Genomic DNA, 14,698 nt, shown 5'->3' on the forward strand with positions numbered 1-14,698 from the left:
TACTGGTGGGTCGGGCGAGATTCGAACTCGCGACCAACGGATTAAAAGTCCGTACAAGACATTGATCTAAGCAACTGAATAAACTAAGAAATCACCTTTTTAGTGGTGAATAAATGCGTTTATCTCGCCCTTTATTATCAAGACCTTACACGCGTCTCTAGGCGGTTTTCTCACCAACAATATTGGCAATATCTGCGTTCGCTCGCATCGCTACTTTGTTTGGCTCCACCAAGTCAGGTAAGCGGGCTTTAATGTATCTCTCGGTTGTCGTAACGCTGGTGTGAGCCAGTAAATGCTGAATCTGCTCTATGGGTACTCCCGAACGGTACATGTCGGTAGCTGCTTTGCCTTTAAGGTCGTACATCCCGAAATCAGGGACTTCAGACGCCTTCACATAACGGCTAAACATCGAAGTTATACCTGAGTAGGTATAGCGCTTACCTTGACGGGTGTGCACGAAATACGGGTGCACAATCTTTCCCCCAAGGCACTCATCAACCAACTTCGCTAAATCGCCCTCGATTCGGACATCAACTGTCGCATTCGTCTTGCCCTGCGTAAAGCGCAATACCTTCACCTCTTTGTCGCCTGACCGAACCTTTTTAATGTTTGCTGGGCCACACTTCAATAAATCCTCAGGCCTTTGGGCTGTGCGATAAATCAAAATCATCATGCGCTGGACTGATCGTTCAGCCAAGTTGTAAACCTTCCAAAATTCCTCATCCTCAATGTACCGCTCGCGCTTGCGCTCGGTATTTCTCTTTACGCCTGCACACGGGTTCACGTCAACCCATCCACGTTCGATTGCTTTTGTATATACGTGCGATAGCAGCGCCTTCTCTCTATTTGCCCTAACTGGCGCATCTTTGGCCCTTATATCGCGATAGGTAGCCACATGGTGCGGCCTTAGCTCCCTAAATGGGATATGGCCCAGCCCCGCCTTTAAAAAGACCGCTTCTTTTTTGTTGTCTGAATAAGTACGCGCAGCCTTTTTAGGTGCCACCTCCGCCAAATACCAATCAAGCAATGAATCAAGGCTACCTTTCTCCTGGGCAGGATTCTCAAGCTCTGCCCATTTCAGCTTTGCAACAGATAAATCCTTTCCCACATTTATCGGCTTGCCGTACCTTGGCCTATACCAATACGATGAATGATGCTCGTATAGGCGAGGTGGTAGATCAAAGCGTGATTGACGTTTGCGACCCATGATTAAGCCCTTCTTAAAGCCAATACATTTACTGAGTAATTACTGAGTTCTTGGGTTAGCGTTACTTTTTGCGCGGTCATTTTCTGATTAAAATAAATGCGTGCAATCTTTGGTCGACCGCGTACATCGATTTGATAAATCCATTCATTAGCATCCAGCCACCGCCTTTGAGCGGAGCATTGCTGCAGGCCAGTCAGCTCTTCGATTTCGCCTGGTAAAAGGAATAGGCTCATTTCTCATCGCCTTTTCGTAGAATTGATAACAACTCTTCAGCTTCTTTTGCATCCTTTAGGAAGCATTCGGCAGCATGATCTTTGAAAATTTTATTAGTTAGGTCTTGTGCGGCAGCATTAGCTGAATGACGGGCATACGATGCAAATACAAACAATGCAAATTTAATAATTTTCCATTGACGTTCAGTAAACGTGGACATTAAATTTCGACCAGCCTCATGCCCCTTGTTGTAGTTCAATGTGGCGCAAGCCTCTTTATTGAATTTCAGAAAATCCATTTCAGCTTTTAGTTGAAATATAAGCTCCTCAGGATAAAGTCCGATATTTTTACATTTTGGATGCGGGTTATCGAGTGGGTCAACTCCTAAAAAACTTGTCCCATCATCCCATCTATGTAGCCACGCTACTGGTTGGGTTGCGTTCATTTTTCACTCCTAGCTTTAGCGATGGCGGCTTCACATTGACGCAATTCTTCACCTGTCAAAAGCATATCGTGCTGATTTTGTTTTACCGCCAATTTAAGCGCCTTTAATAATTCAATATTGATTCGTTCGCTATTTTTATATAGCGGTATTAGGTTAATTGGCAGTGGAGGTAATTCTTTAAATAGCGTGCCATTCTCCGAAATAAATGCTATTGGCTGGTTATTCATGGTCTAAACCCCGAAAGTCTTGGTGAGCACGCAAATGTTGCTTGATAAGGAATTGGCTTTGGGTTTACGCCATCATCAACCAAGGCGCGAATATTCCAGCCAAAATTGCAATAAATGCACCGAGCAAGCCCAATCGGCTTGATCCAAGTTAGCTGAAACAATCCATTGCTGCGAACGATGCAAAACCCCGCCTTTGCGCCATCGTTATCCTTGATCGTCTTATCACCTGTAAAGGTCGAATCGTATGGCGGATTGAGATAGCGCAGGCCAAATGAATAGGCGGGGTTGCGCCATAGCCATTTAACTTGTGACCAGTACCCGTAACCATTTAAAGATAAAAATGTAGCGTCACCATCCAATGAGTTATCGGGCGTCATAAACCAATTGAGCCAGTTTGGTAAGCGTGGGCCAATACCCCAAAACCCATGATTGTCACACCATCCAACAGACTGAGTGGCAAACCTTGGAAGGACTAAGCTAAGTGGTATCGCTATTAGTGTCATTGCAAGATTAAGCGGCACTAATACGGCGTAAATAAAATAGATCATTATTCGCTGGCCTTTCTTAGTATTGCTTTAGCAAATTCGCCAATGCTTTACACATTTGTTCGTTATCAGCTTTCAATGCTTCTATTTCAGCTTGTTGCTGGCGTAGCATAGTGGCTGAGTTTTTAAGGTGCTCGGCAAAGTCACCAGAGAATCCTTCAGCATAAAAGCCTAATTCAAGTGATAGTTCATTTGCGTTCATTTCTCTTGTGCCTTTTTTAATACGGCTTTGCAAAGTTCAATTCCTTGATACTTTTCAAGCAACTCATACATTTCCTCATCTGTTAGTTCTTTTACTGGATGGGTATAGAGTGGAATATACAAATTATCTTTGCTTGGGTTTTCAGGGTATAGCCAATAATTACCATCTTCTTTTAATGGCAAATCTGCATCATTAGCTATCCACGCTACTGGTTCATTGTTCATTCAAATCTCCTGTCTTTTTCTGCATCAATAGCTTCGTTTAACTTTTCTTTCAACGCTTCTATTTCAGCTTGTTGCTGGCGTAGCATGGCAATAGCTACTGGAATTAACTCATCGACATTGTTATTGCCTTGTGCTATTTCTAATTCATCAGCCAGTTCATTTGCGTTCATTTCAACACCTCTGCTGATTTAAGTTTGCCTGTTTCGCCATCAAAAACTTGTTTTAAATTGTGATCTGAATTTCTTGTTCCACTTTCACTATGAACGCCCCAAGGAGTAGATTTACAAAACATAACATTGTCAGGCTTTGGCTCAGGCTTGATGCGGAATCTAGCCATTGGGTCATACCATCGTGGATATTCTTCCACTTCCCATTCAGACCAGCCATCAGCACCGACAATTAAATAACTACCTTCAATCTCAGCACCATCAGCCCATGCCTTAATTAGTTCTGCGTGTTTATGTGGTTTCATTTATTAATACCTTTAAATATTTTCAGCTCTAGCAATAGCGTTTCTTGCGTGTTCTGTAAGGCTTAAAGCCTTTTCTTCCCCAAATAGCAAAGTCACGCCAGACACCATTACCGACAGAGAAACGGTTAAATCAAACTTAACTTGATCAATTTCAAAAATTTTCTTATTCTGTTTTCTGATTATTTCTATTGCTTTAGTAATTGATTCGTCGCAGTACATTTCATTAACTATCGCCAACTCATCAGCAATATCTAAAGCCTCAATAATCATCTCTTTCATGATATTTCCCAAAAGTGAATGTCCAAACTAATAACGGCTATCAAAGAAACAATGGCAATTGCGCTAATACAAAAATCAATTAACCTTGAATTAATTAATTTGCGTTTACAGCCACAAGGCTTTCTACCTTGAAGGCAATTACCTGAGCAAGATGGACTAACCATTGCAAATCCGATCAACTTCAATCCAAATAAATGATGCAACCTCATCTAACTTAACTAATGAGGCATAAAGTTTTTTTAAATTTCCATCGTCATTTTGTAAGATGGATAAAACCTCTATTTCATCTAAAAGCGACTTTGCTTGTGCAACGCATTTCGGGATGGAATACATTATTTAATTGCCGCTATCATTACGCTTCCAAATAGTGCGGCTGTAATTGGGTCACGCTTTATTACCACTTGTTTGGGCTTCATTCTTGGTATTGGCTGAATTGATGGGTTGATGAAATAGACATAGTGAAAAGCACCTCTAATTCTTCCACCAGGGTGCACAACCTTTTTTGTAGCCTTTTCACGAATAAAAATGCCATTCGTCATTTTTCCTCTGCCACCATTTAAGTGACGATGAACAGTCAGCTTGTGAAGGCCAGTAGCCTCTGACACTTGTTGGGCTGAAACGGGCTGATTGTGCTTAACAAAATCAATCACTTTATCTATTTCACCAATCATGATTAAGCTGCCTCTAACTCTTTGCTTTTATCAAATAGGGCTGGCTGGTCTGCTTCTCCTTGTGTAGCATCACCAACATCTAGATAGCGGTTTCCATCCTCAATTACGACCATGATGGTTTTGCCTGCATGGTCAGCAAGTGCATGAGCCTCTGGGGAATTAAATAAACTCAAATTCGCTTTCACACCATCGGATTTAAATTGCACAACATCACAAGTGGCTCTAAAGTTCACTCGATCACCACTAGATATGCAGCGCACTGCCTCAAATACTGCTTTGCGAGTGACATCAGCAATTTTGGTTAATAACTTTGATTGCTCCATCTCGTTTAATGCTTTAAATGGCACTTGAAGCTCTTTAAATGGCTCAGAGACGGCTTTAATCAGATTGCCCAATAGGAATTGCTCGGTTACTTCTAAAGTTTTTTGAATGTCCTCTTTAGATTGGGTGCGTGGCTTTTGATTAATCTCTTCTATTCTATCGTCATCATCTTTAAAATTTTCTGCTTTTTTTCCTGATTTTGCTTTAATTGTCATTTGATTCTCCTTGGTTAAATAGGGTGGGGCTACTCGCTGCACTGTGTCCGGTAGGCCGCGTTCTCGCAACCCCACAGCATCCGCTTTCGTCCCCGTTGATTAAATTGCATTTAGCATTGAAATAGTTGCTTCGTCTAAATCCATATCTCGAATCCACTCAATTACTTTGCTTTCATGAACCCTCCAATGAAGTGCCAAAACCTCAATGATTTGAAAATCAGTAGGACGGGTTTGATAAGTTTTTTGAGCCGCTGGTTTAGAGATAGGTTTGGGCGCTTGCTTTACTTGTGCAACCTCCATAATGGTGCTGGCCTTAGACCTTTCTTCTAATGCAATACGCTCACGCTCTGCATTAAGTTTTTCAGTTTCTATTTGCTTGTGCTTTTCGACTCTAGACAAAACCAATACTTGAAAGTCATCCATTGGTTTGCCAATGATTTCTTGCAAATCAGCAAACAAAAATAGATGGTCGGCAAAAGATTCATTAACCCAATGCAACTTAGCCCGATATTCTTTTGCAATTGCATCAGCCTCAACCTTTTTGTTGGCTAAAGCTGTATCAACAGAATTGTGTAAAGACTCAATAGTCCTTTTATTTCTAATGGCTTCAAGAAAATTAGGTTCTTCAATTCTTAATTTAATTTTTCCTAGTTCAGAATTAAGGCCACTTAAGTGCTCTACCCACTCAACTCGTGCCTGAGAAACAATGGCATTTTTACGGGCATCTTTTTCACTCTTAACCAATTTTTCTAGGCTTAATCCAAGGGAATCAAACTTATCAGCATATTGCTCCAAGTCTCGAACTGCATCGCTAACGCTAGAAATTTGGTCAATAGTTGCCTTTGCGGTAAGGCGTAACTTCTTAGCGGTCTCTCGACTAAATTTAGCTACGGCCTCACCGTTGGCAAAGTCATCATCAGTTACAAGCTCAGTCTTTTGGCTGTTTAAAAAGAGGTCAAACTTAGGCAGCACCTCACCTAAATTAGTAACTGTCAGCTCTCCTTTGGCTTGTAGCGTTGCTATCGGAAAATCTTTGATTGAATCAGCTTTAGGTTTTTCAACAATTTCACGATGCTCATAAGCTAAAAGGTCTTTTTCAAACTGCGCCCATCCAGCTTGCAACATTGCAAATTTAATTTCATCCGGGAAAACTGACAATGTCTCAATCTTGTCTTCTGTGCCGTCTGAAACAGTAAATATCAAACGCTGTGCACCTGTAATCATGAGGATTTGATGGCATTGAGGCCAATGCTCATCTGGCAATACACCATCTCTAATGGACTGGGCTAAACTTTCGCTCCATTGCTTGTGCTCGAAAGCAATATCTTCAGCCATTGTTAAACCATCGCAGGATGCAGATAACTTTCCATCGGAGCAAGTCACCGGATAAAGCTCATCACTGATAAGCGCCTCAACTAATGGCCTTGCTAAGGCTTCAACCTCATGACCATAGTCCAGGATGTTTGTCTGAACCCAATCACTAAACTCTTTAGCAGTTCCGGTTGCCTTGTGTTTTAGCAGCTCATTGCGGGAAGTCTTTTTCGATATTCCAAGCATTGAGGCCGCTTCACTTGCTCCAAAATGAGTTAAGCGGAACTCATGCCATTCGTCACTACCTTGAACTAGGTTATGAACTATCAATTTGCTTCTCCCCATGAATGGATGGTTAGCTTTTGATCTTCAGTAAGAACAGAGTTTTTTGATTCAATAAAGGTAATCAAATCAGCCGATGTCTTTTTCTTGTCAAACACTAGTTTTGACCATGCAGCAGACTTCTCCACAAACTCCTCATCGGTGTAGATTTTTTTCTCTACTGGGGCTTGTACAACTGTTTTAGGTTGTGGTTTAGATTCAATAGGCTCGTAATCTTGCAATTCTTCTGCAATTGGCATTCCACGTAATACATCTGGGAAAGCATCTCTCAAACAAAAAGCACGAGCACGCATTTGACGCATTCGTTTTGGATATTGAGTCCAAGGCCCTTGCTTGCCTGCAAGCCCAGCTTTAGTGGCATCTTCCATTGAAAATGAAGCCACTATTTCAGCATCTTGACCTTTGCGTTTTGCTCGGCAAGTCGCCACCTTCCCGTCATCCTCTTCAATGATGTATTCACAAAGGCTAGAGCTACGTGCCAAAGCCATTACTGAATCTCCCCATAGGGAAGGGCGACCATTGATTACGGCGATGTTCTGCATGGCTTGCATAGGCTGTAAACCCAGCTCCATGCCCCATTGAACAGCAACCATGATGTTTCCAGCGTTGCCCACAAACTCCTTTGGCACTAGGTTGGACTTGCTCATCATTTCGGAAAACTTCAAGGCTTGCTCAAAGTCCTTTGGGGCCAAAGAAAAGGATTGCTTTTGTGGCGCAACCTGCAATTCTTGTTTTTGCTCTACAACTTGGTTTTCACTCATACAACCTCCATTAATTCTTATTTTTTTAACTACCAAAAAACTCTTTTGATAAATCCCCAAATGCCTTTTTCTCTACGACCCAAGATCAAACTTTGAGCAAAGACATCTTCATAGGAAGTCATGTAATTCTTTTGTGGCTCTACATAGTCAGAGCCAATCCACACCTTGCCTGTGAATACTGGTAGGCCCTTATTCATACAAATAAACCGCCAGTTCTTTCAACCCATACAAATAACGGCAGGGTGATGCAAAGAAGCCCCATAAAACAACCAGTCGCAAACAATTTCATAACCTCTCCTTGTTAAGGTGGATTTGATGGGGTTGCTCGCAAGGGCGTTCGTCTTCGAGTACTTGCCTTGGAGTACGTCAGCTCCCCATCAATTCCATAGCTTTAATTCCTTACTGCGCCTACTTAGCTCGCTCCTACTTGTGGCCTAGGCCGTATTTCGGAAGCACACAGCACCATGAGTCTTTGGTTTGCTCCCCATTTGCTTCGGCTCACACTCGTCATTTGGGGGCTGTGTTGCTATGGGTTAAATATAAGGCATACCTAATACTATGTCAATAGGTATGCCTAATTTATTTCAAAGGCATGCCTAGTGGTTTTCCCTAAATATTAAATTTTGGGCAACAAAAAACCCGCCGTAGCGGGTCTATTTATTGGATTTTTAAGGGTTTAATTGTTGCTACCAGATAAGCTGGAGCCATGATTGCTTTCGCGCTTTGTAACTTCCTTTAATACCCCATTTTTATCAAATGTAAAGCCTGAAACCTCGGTTTCAATATCTGCTCCACCTGCAAAAAGACCAACAAATGGGATAAAAGTAGCCCCTCTAACCGTTGTATTTGCATAAACATATTGAAGTAGGGTATCACCATCATCTTTAGTGGTCTTTGTATTTGGCTTTCCAAGGGTGGCAACTACCTGGTCCATAGTAGTTTTGCCTTTAATAAATTGGCTGGTTTGCTCTTGAGACACTTTTGCCCCAGAAGTAGAACCACAGGCCGCTAAAGAAAAACAAAAAGCAATTATGAAAATCTTTTTTATTGTCATACAAGCCTCATGAAATTAAAAATTAAAAATCTTCACTGCACCAAACTTTTAAAACCCTACCAAATACTTCAAAGTCCATGTCTGGCTTTATTGTCCAGCCTTCATAGCCCTTATTCTCTGATATGGCCCTAATGCCATCTCCAGGGATGCGCTGAAGGCGCTTTATAAACCCTTCAGCGCCTACTCTAAAGAAATAAATGGCATCAAATTCCACTGTTTTTATGCCAATATCGACCAAAAGAGGATCCCCTGAGTTAAACATTGGCCTCATAGAGTCCCCAAACCCAGTAACTATGCACAGATTAGTAATGCCTGAGTGGGCTTTTACATTTTTCGAGACCCAATCTCTTGATACTTTCCAGCTTTCAATAATTCCCGATTGATCACGCAATACAAGTCCATCTCCCATTGCTCCAACAGCATCAAATTGAGAAATCAAAACATCCCCATCCTTGTTTAGCTCACTCTTATTTGGTTTTTGTGGGGTCCCGTTGGGAAATGGGCCTCCTTTTCCGGTGGCAAGCCACTCTTCATTGCATTTGAAAAAGTTGGAGGCAAGTAAAAGGTTTTTGCCTTCCAAGTTTTTGGTTTTTCCATCAAGCCAATTTGACACGGATGGGGGCTTTACTCCACAAGCACGAGCTAACTCTGTAATTCCTGTTTTTGGAATTGTTTGAGCCATTAAAAACTTAATTCTTTGCGACAGCGTATTCATTAGGCAAGCCTAACATTAAAAAAGATAGGTATGCCTATTGACAATATATAAGGAATACCTAATAATGAACACATGAATGCAATTGAACTAATCGAAAAATTAGGCGGAACCACGAGAGTTGCAGAGCTCGCAGGGGTTAAGCCGCCATCAGTTTCCGAATGGAAGTCGGGGAATCGCATCCCTAGGGAGAGCTTAATTTTTTTAGCGCCGATTGCCGAATCTTTAGGTATAGCAAGCAGAAAAAAATTACTTCCCGACGATTGGCATCGTATTTGGCCAGAGCTGCAATCTGGGATTTGATCAATGAAATTTTGCATACCTGCAGTTTCATATTTTTTTGTCGAATTAGGGTGCTCAACCGGGTTCAAGAACGATGAGCACCATTGAAAAACAAGGGGAATTGGGCTTGGTAAGGCAGGTGGATAAGGTCTATGTACCTATCGAGATGATTCATGCAAAGAAGACGGGTTCAGCCGCTTTCACACTTGCTTGCGATACCTCTAACTTAGAAGATAAAGAGATTTATCTCGCCCTTGGCATTGATGCTGGTTACTTCTCAAATATCAAAAAAGGCAAGGCCACGCTTCAAGTGGATTTGATTGCCGACTTTTGCAAAATTGTTGGCAACACCATCTATCCAGAGTGGATTGCTTACCAAGTGGGCTACACCATGGTCATGCTCAAAACAGAGGCCGAGCGCAGAGCAGAGGTAGCAGAAGAAAAGCTCAGAGCAACCGAATTAGAAAACCGCTTAATGCGTGAACTTTTAGGGGCAAAACTATGAGAACACAAGTCAGAGACACAAGCAGAAACGCTTATCAATCTATTACTGACTCGGGTCAGGTTGGCGCACAGGCTAGCTTCATTCTTTCTCATATTTGCTCAACTAGAGACTATTCATTGCAAGAGCTTTGCAAGATTACCAACTTACCAATCAATGTCATATCAGGGCGTTGCAACGATTTAAAGAAGGCGGGCCTTCTTGTTGAGGCGCCAAAGAGACCTTGCTCGGAGTCAAAAAGAACGATTCATCCAGTAGCCCTGCCAAAAGGCCAGGGTGAGTTATTCCAGTAGTTTTGTGCGAATGGCTAGGGTAGCCCCCGAAAAGACGGCGTTCCTGACCCGTCCTGCCACGAGCTTAATTAGTCAGGCTTAACAGGAAAAGCGTGTGAATAAGAATAAAAAAATGAGGTTTCACAATGCCAAATAGACTCTTAAAAGAGGGCATTGTTGACTCATCCGCAATTGATAACCTCACGGCAGAAGAAGAGGTTTTTTTCTATCGCCTTCTCGTTGTTGCTGACGATTATGGCCGCATGGATGCTCGTACAGCTATCCTCAAATCACGTTGCTACCCATTAAAAAACTTTACCAAATACGCTGAAAAGATTGACGGCATGTTGCGGTCACTTGTCCGTCAATCGCTGGTCATTTGCTACCAAGTTGACGGCAAACCTTACTTGCAAATCAGTAAGTGGGAGCAACGAGTTCGCTCAAAAGAGAAGTACCCATCTGTTGAGTGCGGACAGTTGTCAGACATTTGTCAGACAGATGACGGACAAGTGTCAGACGAATGTCAGTCGATTGACGGCTTGGGTAGGGGTTTGGGTTTGGGTAAGGGTAAGGGTAAGGGTTTGGGTAAGGGTAATGGGGGAGTTGCTGACGCAACCAAGCCAAGCAGATTCCCAAAAGATTTTGAGATGACGGAGGAATGGCGGTCATTCTGCGAAACCACCAGACCGGACTTAAACCCACAAGCCACTTTTGATGACTTCAAAGACTTTTGGACATCAAAACCAAAGGACAACACAAAGCTCGACTGGCTCGCTACTTGGCGCAATTGGGTCCGTCGTCAACACAAGCAACAAAAAACAACTGTCGACAGAAATAGCGATGTCATGTTGGGATTGACTCGCGGTCTTATCGGAGGTGGCAACAATGTCGAACTACTCGGAAGCTGATTTCTGCACCCTGGACCAAGGGCTTGATTACATTTTCGGGCGCTTAGGTGCGATTTATGGTGCTTCGTTTACTCGCCATTGGGAAGGTGTGGACCTTCGCCTTGTTCGCCAGACCTGGGGTGAGTTGCTTAGTCGCTATGCCACCTATAAGCCCAGCATGGATTTTGCTCTAAAGCACATGGGCAAGTTTGTGCCGTCTGCCATTGAGTTCAAAGAGCTCTGCAGCCAAGGCCCACGAATTCCTTATAAGCCACACACCATGATTGAGAAGCAGCTGACTACCGAGGAAAGAATCGCAATCGCAAGAGCCAAAGGTGAGGCAATGGCAAAGATTGCTCAGTTCACAAGAAAGGTGGTGGTGTGAATGTTTCACCAAAACACAAACATCGATGCGCAGTCAGATACATGCTTGCAATGCGTCAACGACTGGGACAAATCGAGTTTAGAAAGTATTGCCACAGCCCAAAAAACTACCCATTGTGGACAACCATCCAAGATGACTTCGTTGTCCAATGGCGACTCGGAAATAGGGGGGTCTGGGGCGTTTGGTTATGAAATATCCAATACCAGTTTTCACGATAAAGGTTGGGAATGAAAGCCATTCTTCTTAAAACCCCTAAAGGTCTCATTGGCTCGACACCAGATGACCATGAAGCCTGGACTAAGTTTCGTAGAAGGCTGGAAACCATGAAGGAAGGCACATGGTTGCGATTTGAATGGTCCAGTCCCCGCAATGGCAAACATCACCGCAAGCTCATGGCTTTGCTTGAATTGATTGCCGAGAACTCAGAGGTATGGGACACAAAAGAAAAGGCTTTGCACGCAGTCAAGTTGGTTGCTGGTCACTTTGATCTTTGTGTCAACCCATTAACCGGAGAGATTCAGCAGGTCACCAAGTCAATCGACTTTGAATCAATGGACCAAGAGGCTTTTGAAAAGTTTTATAAAGCGGCAATTGATGGGGTAATCCACAACCTATTGCCTCAACTAGATGAGCAAACCGCAGATAGGTTGCTGGAAATGATTTTGCAAGGATGGGGTCAATGACATGGTTAATCAGCACGGCTTTAATGAACTCGCCCTTTTTGCTGGAGCGGGGGGGGGGTATCCTTGCAAGCCATATCCTTGGATTCAGAACAGTCTGCGCAGTCGAATGGGAGCCCTATCCCGCAAGCGTATTGTGCGCCCGACAAAATGAAGGCTTTTTTCCGCCTTTCCCGATTTGGGATGACGTTCAAACCTTTGATGGAAAGCCATGGAGAGGAATTGTTGATGTCATATCGGGAGGTTTTCCATGCCAAGACATCTCAGCCGCAGGTAATGGAGCAGGCATCACAGGAAACAGAAGTTCAATGTGGAAACACATGGCGAGAATTATTGGGGAGGTACGACCCCAATACGTCTTTGTGGAAAACAGCCCAATGCTCACTTCTAGAGGACTTGGAGTTGTCCTTGGAGATTTGGCCTCGATGGGGTTCGATGCGGAATGGGGAGTGCTTTCGGCAGCCGATGTTGGCGCAAACCACCTTAGAGAAAGAATCTGGATTCTGGCCCACTCCAATGGCAAAAGAAGGGAACGGCTCGATGCAATTCAAATTGACGGATGCAGTCGAAGCCTCGATGGGCAAAGCGATGCCAGCAATGCAAAAGAATCCACAGAAATGGCAAGCGTTTCAAATGTGGCCTACTCCAGTTTGTCAGGACTCTCGCCATGCAATCAGCAAACATCTAGACCCCGAAAACAGCTACTGGAAAAGCAATCTTGGGGAAGTGGTTATGAGTATGGAGACCGAAAATACTGGAAGGCTGAACCCAATGTGGGTCGAGTGGCTCATGGGATGGCCGATAGGGTGGACAGACTTAAAGCCATTGGTAACGGACAAGTACCACTGTGTGCAGCAACAGCGTTTAAGTTGCTAATGGAAAGGTTGAGTAAATAATGCAATCTCGCCTTCACTCTTTTATCAAAGCATGGTCAAACACCTTCATTGGCTACTTTTTAAATCTGCTTGTGCAATTGGTGGTTTATCCGTTTTATGGTGCCACATTTACTTTTAGCCAAAATATTCAAATTGGCTTGATTTTTACGGTGGTCAGTATTTCAAGAACTTATGTTTTGCGTAGGGTTTTCAATAATAAAACAAAGGCAATCAATGTCTAAAGTCGCAACTTTGATTCTCCCATTGCCACCAACAATTAACTCTTATTACGCTACTGTGAGAAATAGAAGAATCGTGAGTGCAGATGGTAGAGCGTTTAAAAAATATGTATCCGATTACTGCCTCGTAAACAGAGTGGCTAAATTCGGCTCATCAAGGATCCTTTTAGCCATGCTAATTCATCCTGCAGATAAGCGAAGGTCAGACATTAACAATCGTATTAAAGCCTTAGAAGATGCTTTAGTAGAGGCTGGCGTTATGGATGACGATAGTCAAATTGATAAGACAATAAATGAGCGTGGCGAAATAAAAAAGGGCGGTGAGTGTGCGGTGATGTTGAAGGAAATCTTATGAGCTACACCTCATCCAACTTTAGAAGTCCAAAGTTACTTAAAGCCTTCAAGTACGCTCCAATTTGTTTTGGGTGTAGCAAGGTCAATGATGGAACAGTCGTGGCGGCTCATGCGAATTGGCATGAATTCGGTAAGAGTGGGGGAATGAAGGCGCAAGATTGGGCAGTAGCTGGATTGTGCTTTGAGTGTCACTCTGCGATAGATCAAGGCTCAAAGCTGACCTATGACGAGCGCAAGGAAAAATGGGTAAGCGCCTGGATTAAGACTACGGATTGGCTTTGGCGGTGCGGAGTTATCAAGGTTAAGTAAAAAATCACAAACATCAAAATGGGGAAATAGCATTGTCAAAATTTCGAATAAGTGATTCTTTTGCATTCCAAGAGTGGAATTGGTGTAGATGGGCCAATGGGAAAGACTACCTTCCTATGACCGAAGTTTGCTTGACTGGAAAGCTCGTGGCTGACTTTAGGCAAGAGTCATTCGAAATTGATACCGAGGCGCCACCAGTAATTTTCCCATTGGATGCGGTTGAGTTTGAGCGCCTTGTGGTGTGGTTGCCAAAGCTCCATAGGGAGGTATATGTGGCTGAGAACCTAAATAAGGTGCTAAAGCGCACTAAGTTCATTTACACCAAGCCTAATGCCATTGTGCATAAACAGGGGCTTTTGGGCTTAAGTAAGTACCGGTATGAGCATTTATTAGATTCGGCAATCAAGATGTTAAAGAGACACGGGGGACTGGCATGACCAAGTTTTACAGGATTAAAGAGATTTGCTTGATTTTTGGAATTAGCGTGACTGCATTGCGCGCAAAGATTGAGAGAGGCGAATTGCCACAACTTGAGCACCCTCATGCAATTAATACAAGGGTAGCCGGATATTCTGAAGAGACTTACCAAAAGATTGTGAGAGGCATTGTGAGTCAATCGGAAACTGTGCAAAGTTGTTAATGTTTCTAAAGTGGTCAAAGTGGTTAATGTCATTTGCAAAAACACCATGTAAAGTAGCGGTTAATTAGCTAG

At 43.1% G+C, this 14,698-nt stretch carries 28 protein-coding genes; 11 read left to right on the forward strand and 17 right to left on the reverse strand.

What is annotated here, in order from left to right; all coding sequences use genetic code 11:
- Positions 1 to 157 precede the first annotated feature (157 nt).
- From ICE90_RS10400 to ICE90_RS10480, 17 genes are all read right to left on the reverse strand, one after another.
- Positions 158 to 1,207 carry a tyrosine-type recombinase/integrase gene (locus ICE90_RS10400; RefSeq protein WP_216192382.1) on the reverse strand — a complete coding sequence of 350 codons (1,050 nt, stop codon included), beginning with the start codon at positions 1,205 to 1,207 and terminating at the stop codon, positions 158 to 160.
- 2 nt (positions 1,208 to 1,209) lie between these two features.
- Positions 1,210 to 1,440 (reverse strand): DUF4224 domain-containing protein, encoded by a 231-nt coding sequence (locus ICE90_RS10405; RefSeq protein ID WP_216192384.1) that lies wholly within the window; start codon positions 1,438 to 1,440, stop codon positions 1,210 to 1,212.
- Positions 1,437 to 1,865, reverse strand: coding sequence for a hypothetical protein (locus tag ICE90_RS10410; protein ID WP_216192386.1), 429 nt, complete (start codon positions 1,863 to 1,865; stop codon positions 1,437 to 1,439). Before ICE90_RS10410 ends, ICE90_RS10405 begins: the two co-directional genes overlap by 4 nt.
- The gene (locus ICE90_RS10415; protein WP_216192388.1) at positions 1,862 to 2,092 is read right to left on the reverse strand and encodes a hypothetical protein; all 231 of its coding nucleotides are present in this window, start codon (positions 2,090 to 2,092) and stop codon (positions 1,862 to 1,864) included. Before ICE90_RS10415 ends, ICE90_RS10410 begins: the two co-directional genes overlap by 4 nt.
- Entirely contained in the window at positions 2,089 to 2,640 is a 552-nt protein-coding gene (locus tag ICE90_RS10420) for a hypothetical protein (RefSeq protein ID WP_216192391.1), read from the reverse strand. Before ICE90_RS10420 ends, ICE90_RS10415 begins: the two co-directional genes overlap by 4 nt.
- A gap of 16 nt (positions 2,641 to 2,656) precedes the next feature.
- Positions 2,657 to 2,839 carry a hypothetical protein gene (locus ICE90_RS10425; protein WP_216192392.1) on the reverse strand — a complete coding sequence of 61 codons (183 nt, stop codon included), beginning with the start codon at positions 2,837 to 2,839 and terminating at the stop codon, positions 2,657 to 2,659.
- Entirely contained in the window at positions 2,836 to 3,063 is a 228-nt protein-coding gene (locus tag ICE90_RS10430; protein WP_216192394.1) for a hypothetical protein, read from the reverse strand. The genes ICE90_RS10425 and ICE90_RS10430 overlap by 4 nt, the downstream gene beginning before the upstream one ends.
- The gene (locus ICE90_RS10435) at positions 3,060 to 3,233 is read right to left on the reverse strand and encodes a hypothetical protein (RefSeq protein WP_216192396.1); all 174 of its coding nucleotides are present in this window, start codon (positions 3,231 to 3,233) and stop codon (positions 3,060 to 3,062) included. Before ICE90_RS10435 ends, ICE90_RS10430 begins: the two co-directional genes overlap by 4 nt.
- Positions 3,230 to 3,535, reverse strand: coding sequence for a hypothetical protein (locus tag ICE90_RS10440; RefSeq protein WP_216192398.1), 306 nt, complete (start codon positions 3,533 to 3,535; stop codon positions 3,230 to 3,232). Before ICE90_RS10440 ends, ICE90_RS10435 begins: the two co-directional genes overlap by 4 nt.
- 12 nt (positions 3,536 to 3,547) lie before the next feature.
- The gene (locus tag ICE90_RS10445) at positions 3,548 to 3,814 is read right to left on the reverse strand and encodes a hypothetical protein (protein ID WP_216192399.1); all 267 of its coding nucleotides are present in this window, start codon (positions 3,812 to 3,814) and stop codon (positions 3,548 to 3,550) included.
- A 332-nt stretch (positions 3,815 to 4,146) separates the two neighbouring features.
- Positions 4,147 to 4,485, reverse strand: coding sequence for a hypothetical protein (locus ICE90_RS10450; protein ID WP_216192407.1), 339 nt, complete (start codon positions 4,483 to 4,485; stop codon positions 4,147 to 4,149).
- Between the two features lie 2 nt (positions 4,486 to 4,487).
- A complete protein-coding gene (locus tag ICE90_RS10455) occupies positions 4,488 to 5,021 on the reverse strand; it encodes a hypothetical protein (protein ID WP_216192410.1) in 534 nt (177 codons plus the stop codon).
- 99 nt (positions 5,022 to 5,120) lie between these two features.
- On the reverse strand, positions 5,121 to 6,662 hold the full coding sequence (locus tag ICE90_RS10460) for a YqaJ viral recombinase family protein (protein ID WP_216192412.1): 1,542 nt from the start codon (positions 6,660 to 6,662) through the stop codon (positions 5,121 to 5,123).
- Positions 6,659 to 7,435, reverse strand: a complete 777-nt coding sequence (locus tag ICE90_RS10465) for a recombinase RecT (RefSeq protein ID WP_255533360.1) — start codon at positions 7,433 to 7,435, stop codon at positions 6,659 to 6,661. Before ICE90_RS10465 ends, ICE90_RS10460 begins: the two co-directional genes overlap by 4 nt.
- Before the next feature lie 29 nt (positions 7,436 to 7,464).
- Positions 7,465 to 7,632, reverse strand: coding sequence for a hypothetical protein (locus tag ICE90_RS10470; protein ID WP_216192414.1), 168 nt, complete (start codon positions 7,630 to 7,632; stop codon positions 7,465 to 7,467).
- Between the two features lie 479 nt (positions 7,633 to 8,111).
- A complete protein-coding gene (locus ICE90_RS10475; RefSeq protein ID WP_216192416.1) occupies positions 8,112 to 8,489 on the reverse strand; it encodes an outer membrane protein assembly factor BamE in 378 nt (125 codons plus the stop codon).
- A 22-nt stretch (positions 8,490 to 8,511) separates the two neighbouring features.
- Positions 8,512 to 9,171, reverse strand: coding sequence for a S24 family peptidase (locus ICE90_RS10480; RefSeq protein WP_255533361.1), 660 nt, complete (start codon positions 9,169 to 9,171; stop codon positions 8,512 to 8,514).
- Between the two features lie 105 nt (positions 9,172 to 9,276).
- Here ICE90_RS10480 and ICE90_RS10485 point away from each other — a divergent pair, with 105 nt between their 5' ends.
- From ICE90_RS10485 to ICE90_RS10535, 11 genes are all read left to right on the forward strand, one after another.
- Positions 9,277 to 9,504, forward strand: coding sequence for a carph-isopro domain-containing protein (locus ICE90_RS10485; protein ID WP_216192420.1), 228 nt, complete (start codon positions 9,277 to 9,279; stop codon positions 9,502 to 9,504).
- Between the two features lie 73 nt (positions 9,505 to 9,577).
- Complete coding sequence (locus ICE90_RS10490; protein ID WP_216192421.1) at positions 9,578 to 9,988, forward strand: transcriptional regulator; 411 nt, start codon at positions 9,578 to 9,580, stop codon at positions 9,986 to 9,988.
- Entirely contained in the window at positions 9,985 to 10,278 is a 294-nt protein-coding gene (locus ICE90_RS10495) for a hypothetical protein (RefSeq protein WP_216192423.1), read from the forward strand. Before ICE90_RS10490 ends, ICE90_RS10495 begins: the two co-directional genes overlap by 4 nt.
- 125 nt (positions 10,279 to 10,403) lie before the next feature.
- A complete protein-coding gene (locus ICE90_RS10500) occupies positions 10,404 to 11,165 on the forward strand; it encodes a hypothetical protein (RefSeq protein WP_216192425.1) in 762 nt (253 codons plus the stop codon).
- Entirely contained in the window at positions 11,143 to 11,529 is a 387-nt protein-coding gene (locus tag ICE90_RS10505) for a hypothetical protein (protein ID WP_216192427.1), read from the forward strand. The genes ICE90_RS10500 and ICE90_RS10505 overlap by 23 nt, the downstream gene beginning before the upstream one ends.
- 227 nt (positions 11,530 to 11,756) lie before the next feature.
- On the forward strand, positions 11,757 to 12,212 hold the full coding sequence (locus ICE90_RS10510) for a DUF1367 family protein (RefSeq protein ID WP_216192429.1): 456 nt from the start codon (positions 11,757 to 11,759) through the stop codon (positions 12,210 to 12,212).
- A gap of 23 nt (positions 12,213 to 12,235) precedes the next feature.
- Positions 12,236 to 13,105: a DNA cytosine methyltransferase gene (locus tag ICE90_RS10515; RefSeq protein ID WP_370624669.1), complete on the forward strand. Its 870-nt coding sequence runs from the start codon at positions 12,236 to 12,238 to the stop codon at positions 13,103 to 13,105.
- 213 nt (positions 13,106 to 13,318) lie between these two features.
- Positions 13,319 to 13,678 (forward strand): RusA family crossover junction endodeoxyribonuclease, encoded by a 360-nt coding sequence (locus tag ICE90_RS10520; RefSeq protein ID WP_216192433.1) that lies wholly within the window; start codon positions 13,319 to 13,321, stop codon positions 13,676 to 13,678.
- Complete coding sequence (locus tag ICE90_RS10525; protein WP_216192435.1) at positions 13,675 to 13,986, forward strand: hypothetical protein; 312 nt, start codon at positions 13,675 to 13,677, stop codon at positions 13,984 to 13,986. Before ICE90_RS10520 ends, ICE90_RS10525 begins: the two co-directional genes overlap by 4 nt.
- A gap of 116 nt (positions 13,987 to 14,102) precedes the next feature.
- The gene (locus ICE90_RS10530) at positions 14,103 to 14,423 is read left to right on the forward strand and encodes a hypothetical protein (RefSeq protein ID WP_216192437.1); all 321 of its coding nucleotides are present in this window, start codon (positions 14,103 to 14,105) and stop codon (positions 14,421 to 14,423) included.
- The gene (locus tag ICE90_RS10535) at positions 14,420 to 14,626 is read left to right on the forward strand and encodes an AlpA family transcriptional regulator (protein ID WP_216192439.1); all 207 of its coding nucleotides are present in this window, start codon (positions 14,420 to 14,422) and stop codon (positions 14,624 to 14,626) included. Before ICE90_RS10530 ends, ICE90_RS10535 begins: the two co-directional genes overlap by 4 nt.
- Positions 14,627 to 14,698 lie beyond the last annotated feature (72 nt).

Origin of the sequence: Polynucleobacter sp. AP-RePozz3-80-G7 (assembly GCF_018882145.1) — a bacterium.
In the GTDB taxonomy this organism is placed as follows: Bacteria; Pseudomonadota; Gammaproteobacteria; order Burkholderiales; family Burkholderiaceae; genus Polynucleobacter.

What these genes read in the sequence shown, in the direction of transcription:
- ICE90_RS10400 (WP_216192382.1), bottom strand. Translation starts at nt 1,207, where the DNA reads ATGGGTCGCAAACGTCAATCACGCTTTGATCTACCACCTCGCCTATAC.
- ICE90_RS10405 (WP_216192384.1), bottom strand. Translation starts at nt 1,440, where the DNA reads ATGAGCCTATTCCTTTTACCAGGCGAAATCGAAGAGCTGACTGGCCTG.
- ICE90_RS10410 (WP_216192386.1), bottom strand. Translation starts at nt 1,865, where the DNA reads ATGAACGCAACCCAACCAGTAGCGTGGCTACATAGATGGGATGATGGG.
- ICE90_RS10415 (WP_216192388.1), bottom strand. Translation starts at nt 2,092, where the DNA reads ATGAATAACCAGCCAATAGCATTTATTTCGGAGAATGGCACGCTATTT.
- ICE90_RS10420 (WP_216192391.1), bottom strand. Translation starts at nt 2,640, where the DNA reads ATGATCTATTTTATTTACGCCGTATTAGTGCCGCTTAATCTTGCAATG.
- ICE90_RS10425 (WP_216192392.1), bottom strand. Translation starts at nt 2,839, where the DNA reads ATGAACGCAAATGAACTATCACTTGAATTAGGCTTTTATGCTGAAGGA.
- ICE90_RS10430 (WP_216192394.1), bottom strand. Translation starts at nt 3,063, where the DNA reads ATGAACAATGAACCAGTAGCGTGGATAGCTAATGATGCAGATTTGCCA.
- ICE90_RS10435 (WP_216192396.1), bottom strand. Translation starts at nt 3,233, where the DNA reads ATGAACGCAAATGAACTGGCTGATGAATTAGAAATAGCACAAGGCAAT.
- ICE90_RS10440 (WP_216192398.1), bottom strand. Translation starts at nt 3,535, where the DNA reads ATGAAACCACATAAACACGCAGAACTAATTAAGGCATGGGCTGATGGT.
- ICE90_RS10445 (WP_216192399.1), bottom strand. Translation starts at nt 3,814, where the DNA reads ATGAAAGAGATGATTATTGAGGCTTTAGATATTGCTGATGAGTTGGCG.
- ICE90_RS10450 (WP_216192407.1), bottom strand. Translation starts at nt 4,485, where the DNA reads ATGATTGGTGAAATAGATAAAGTGATTGATTTTGTTAAGCACAATCAG.
- ICE90_RS10455 (WP_216192410.1), bottom strand. Translation starts at nt 5,021, where the DNA reads ATGACAATTAAAGCAAAATCAGGAAAAAAAGCAGAAAATTTTAAAGAT.
- ICE90_RS10465 (WP_255533360.1), bottom strand. Translation starts at nt 7,435, where the DNA reads ATGAGTGAAAACCAAGTTGTAGAGCAAAAACAAGAATTGCAGGTTGCG.
- ICE90_RS10470 (WP_216192414.1), bottom strand. Translation starts at nt 7,632, where the DNA reads ATGAATAAGGGCCTACCAGTATTCACAGGCAAGGTGTGGATTGGCTCT.
- ICE90_RS10475 (WP_216192416.1), bottom strand. Translation starts at nt 8,489, where the DNA reads ATGACAATAAAAAAGATTTTCATAATTGCTTTTTGTTTTTCTTTAGCG.
- ICE90_RS10480 (WP_255533361.1), bottom strand. Translation starts at nt 9,171, where the DNA reads ATGGCTCAAACAATTCCAAAAACAGGAATTACAGAGTTAGCTCGTGCT.
- ICE90_RS10485 (WP_216192420.1), top strand. Translation starts at nt 9,277, where the DNA reads ATGAATGCAATTGAACTAATCGAAAAATTAGGCGGAACCACGAGAGTT.
- ICE90_RS10490 (WP_216192421.1), top strand. Translation starts at nt 9,578, where the DNA reads ATGAGCACCATTGAAAAACAAGGGGAATTGGGCTTGGTAAGGCAGGTG.
- ICE90_RS10495 (WP_216192423.1), top strand. Translation starts at nt 9,985, where the DNA reads ATGAGAACACAAGTCAGAGACACAAGCAGAAACGCTTATCAATCTATT.
- ICE90_RS10500 (WP_216192425.1), top strand. Translation starts at nt 10,404, where the DNA reads ATGCCAAATAGACTCTTAAAAGAGGGCATTGTTGACTCATCCGCAATT.
- ICE90_RS10505 (WP_216192427.1), top strand. Translation starts at nt 11,143, where the DNA reads ATGTCGAACTACTCGGAAGCTGATTTCTGCACCCTGGACCAAGGGCTT.
- ICE90_RS10510 (WP_216192429.1), top strand. Translation starts at nt 11,757, where the DNA reads ATGAAAGCCATTCTTCTTAAAACCCCTAAAGGTCTCATTGGCTCGACA.
- ICE90_RS10515 (WP_370624669.1), top strand. Translation starts at nt 12,236, where the DNA reads ATGAACTCGCCCTTTTTGCTGGAGCGGGGGGGGGGTATCCTTGCAAGC.
- ICE90_RS10520 (WP_216192433.1), top strand. Translation starts at nt 13,319, where the DNA reads ATGTCTAAAGTCGCAACTTTGATTCTCCCATTGCCACCAACAATTAAC.
- ICE90_RS10525 (WP_216192435.1), top strand. Translation starts at nt 13,675, where the DNA reads ATGAGCTACACCTCATCCAACTTTAGAAGTCCAAAGTTACTTAAAGCC.
- ICE90_RS10530 (WP_216192437.1), top strand. Translation starts at nt 14,103, where the DNA reads ATGACCGAAGTTTGCTTGACTGGAAAGCTCGTGGCTGACTTTAGGCAA.
- ICE90_RS10535 (WP_216192439.1), top strand. Translation starts at nt 14,420, where the DNA reads ATGACCAAGTTTTACAGGATTAAAGAGATTTGCTTGATTTTTGGAATT.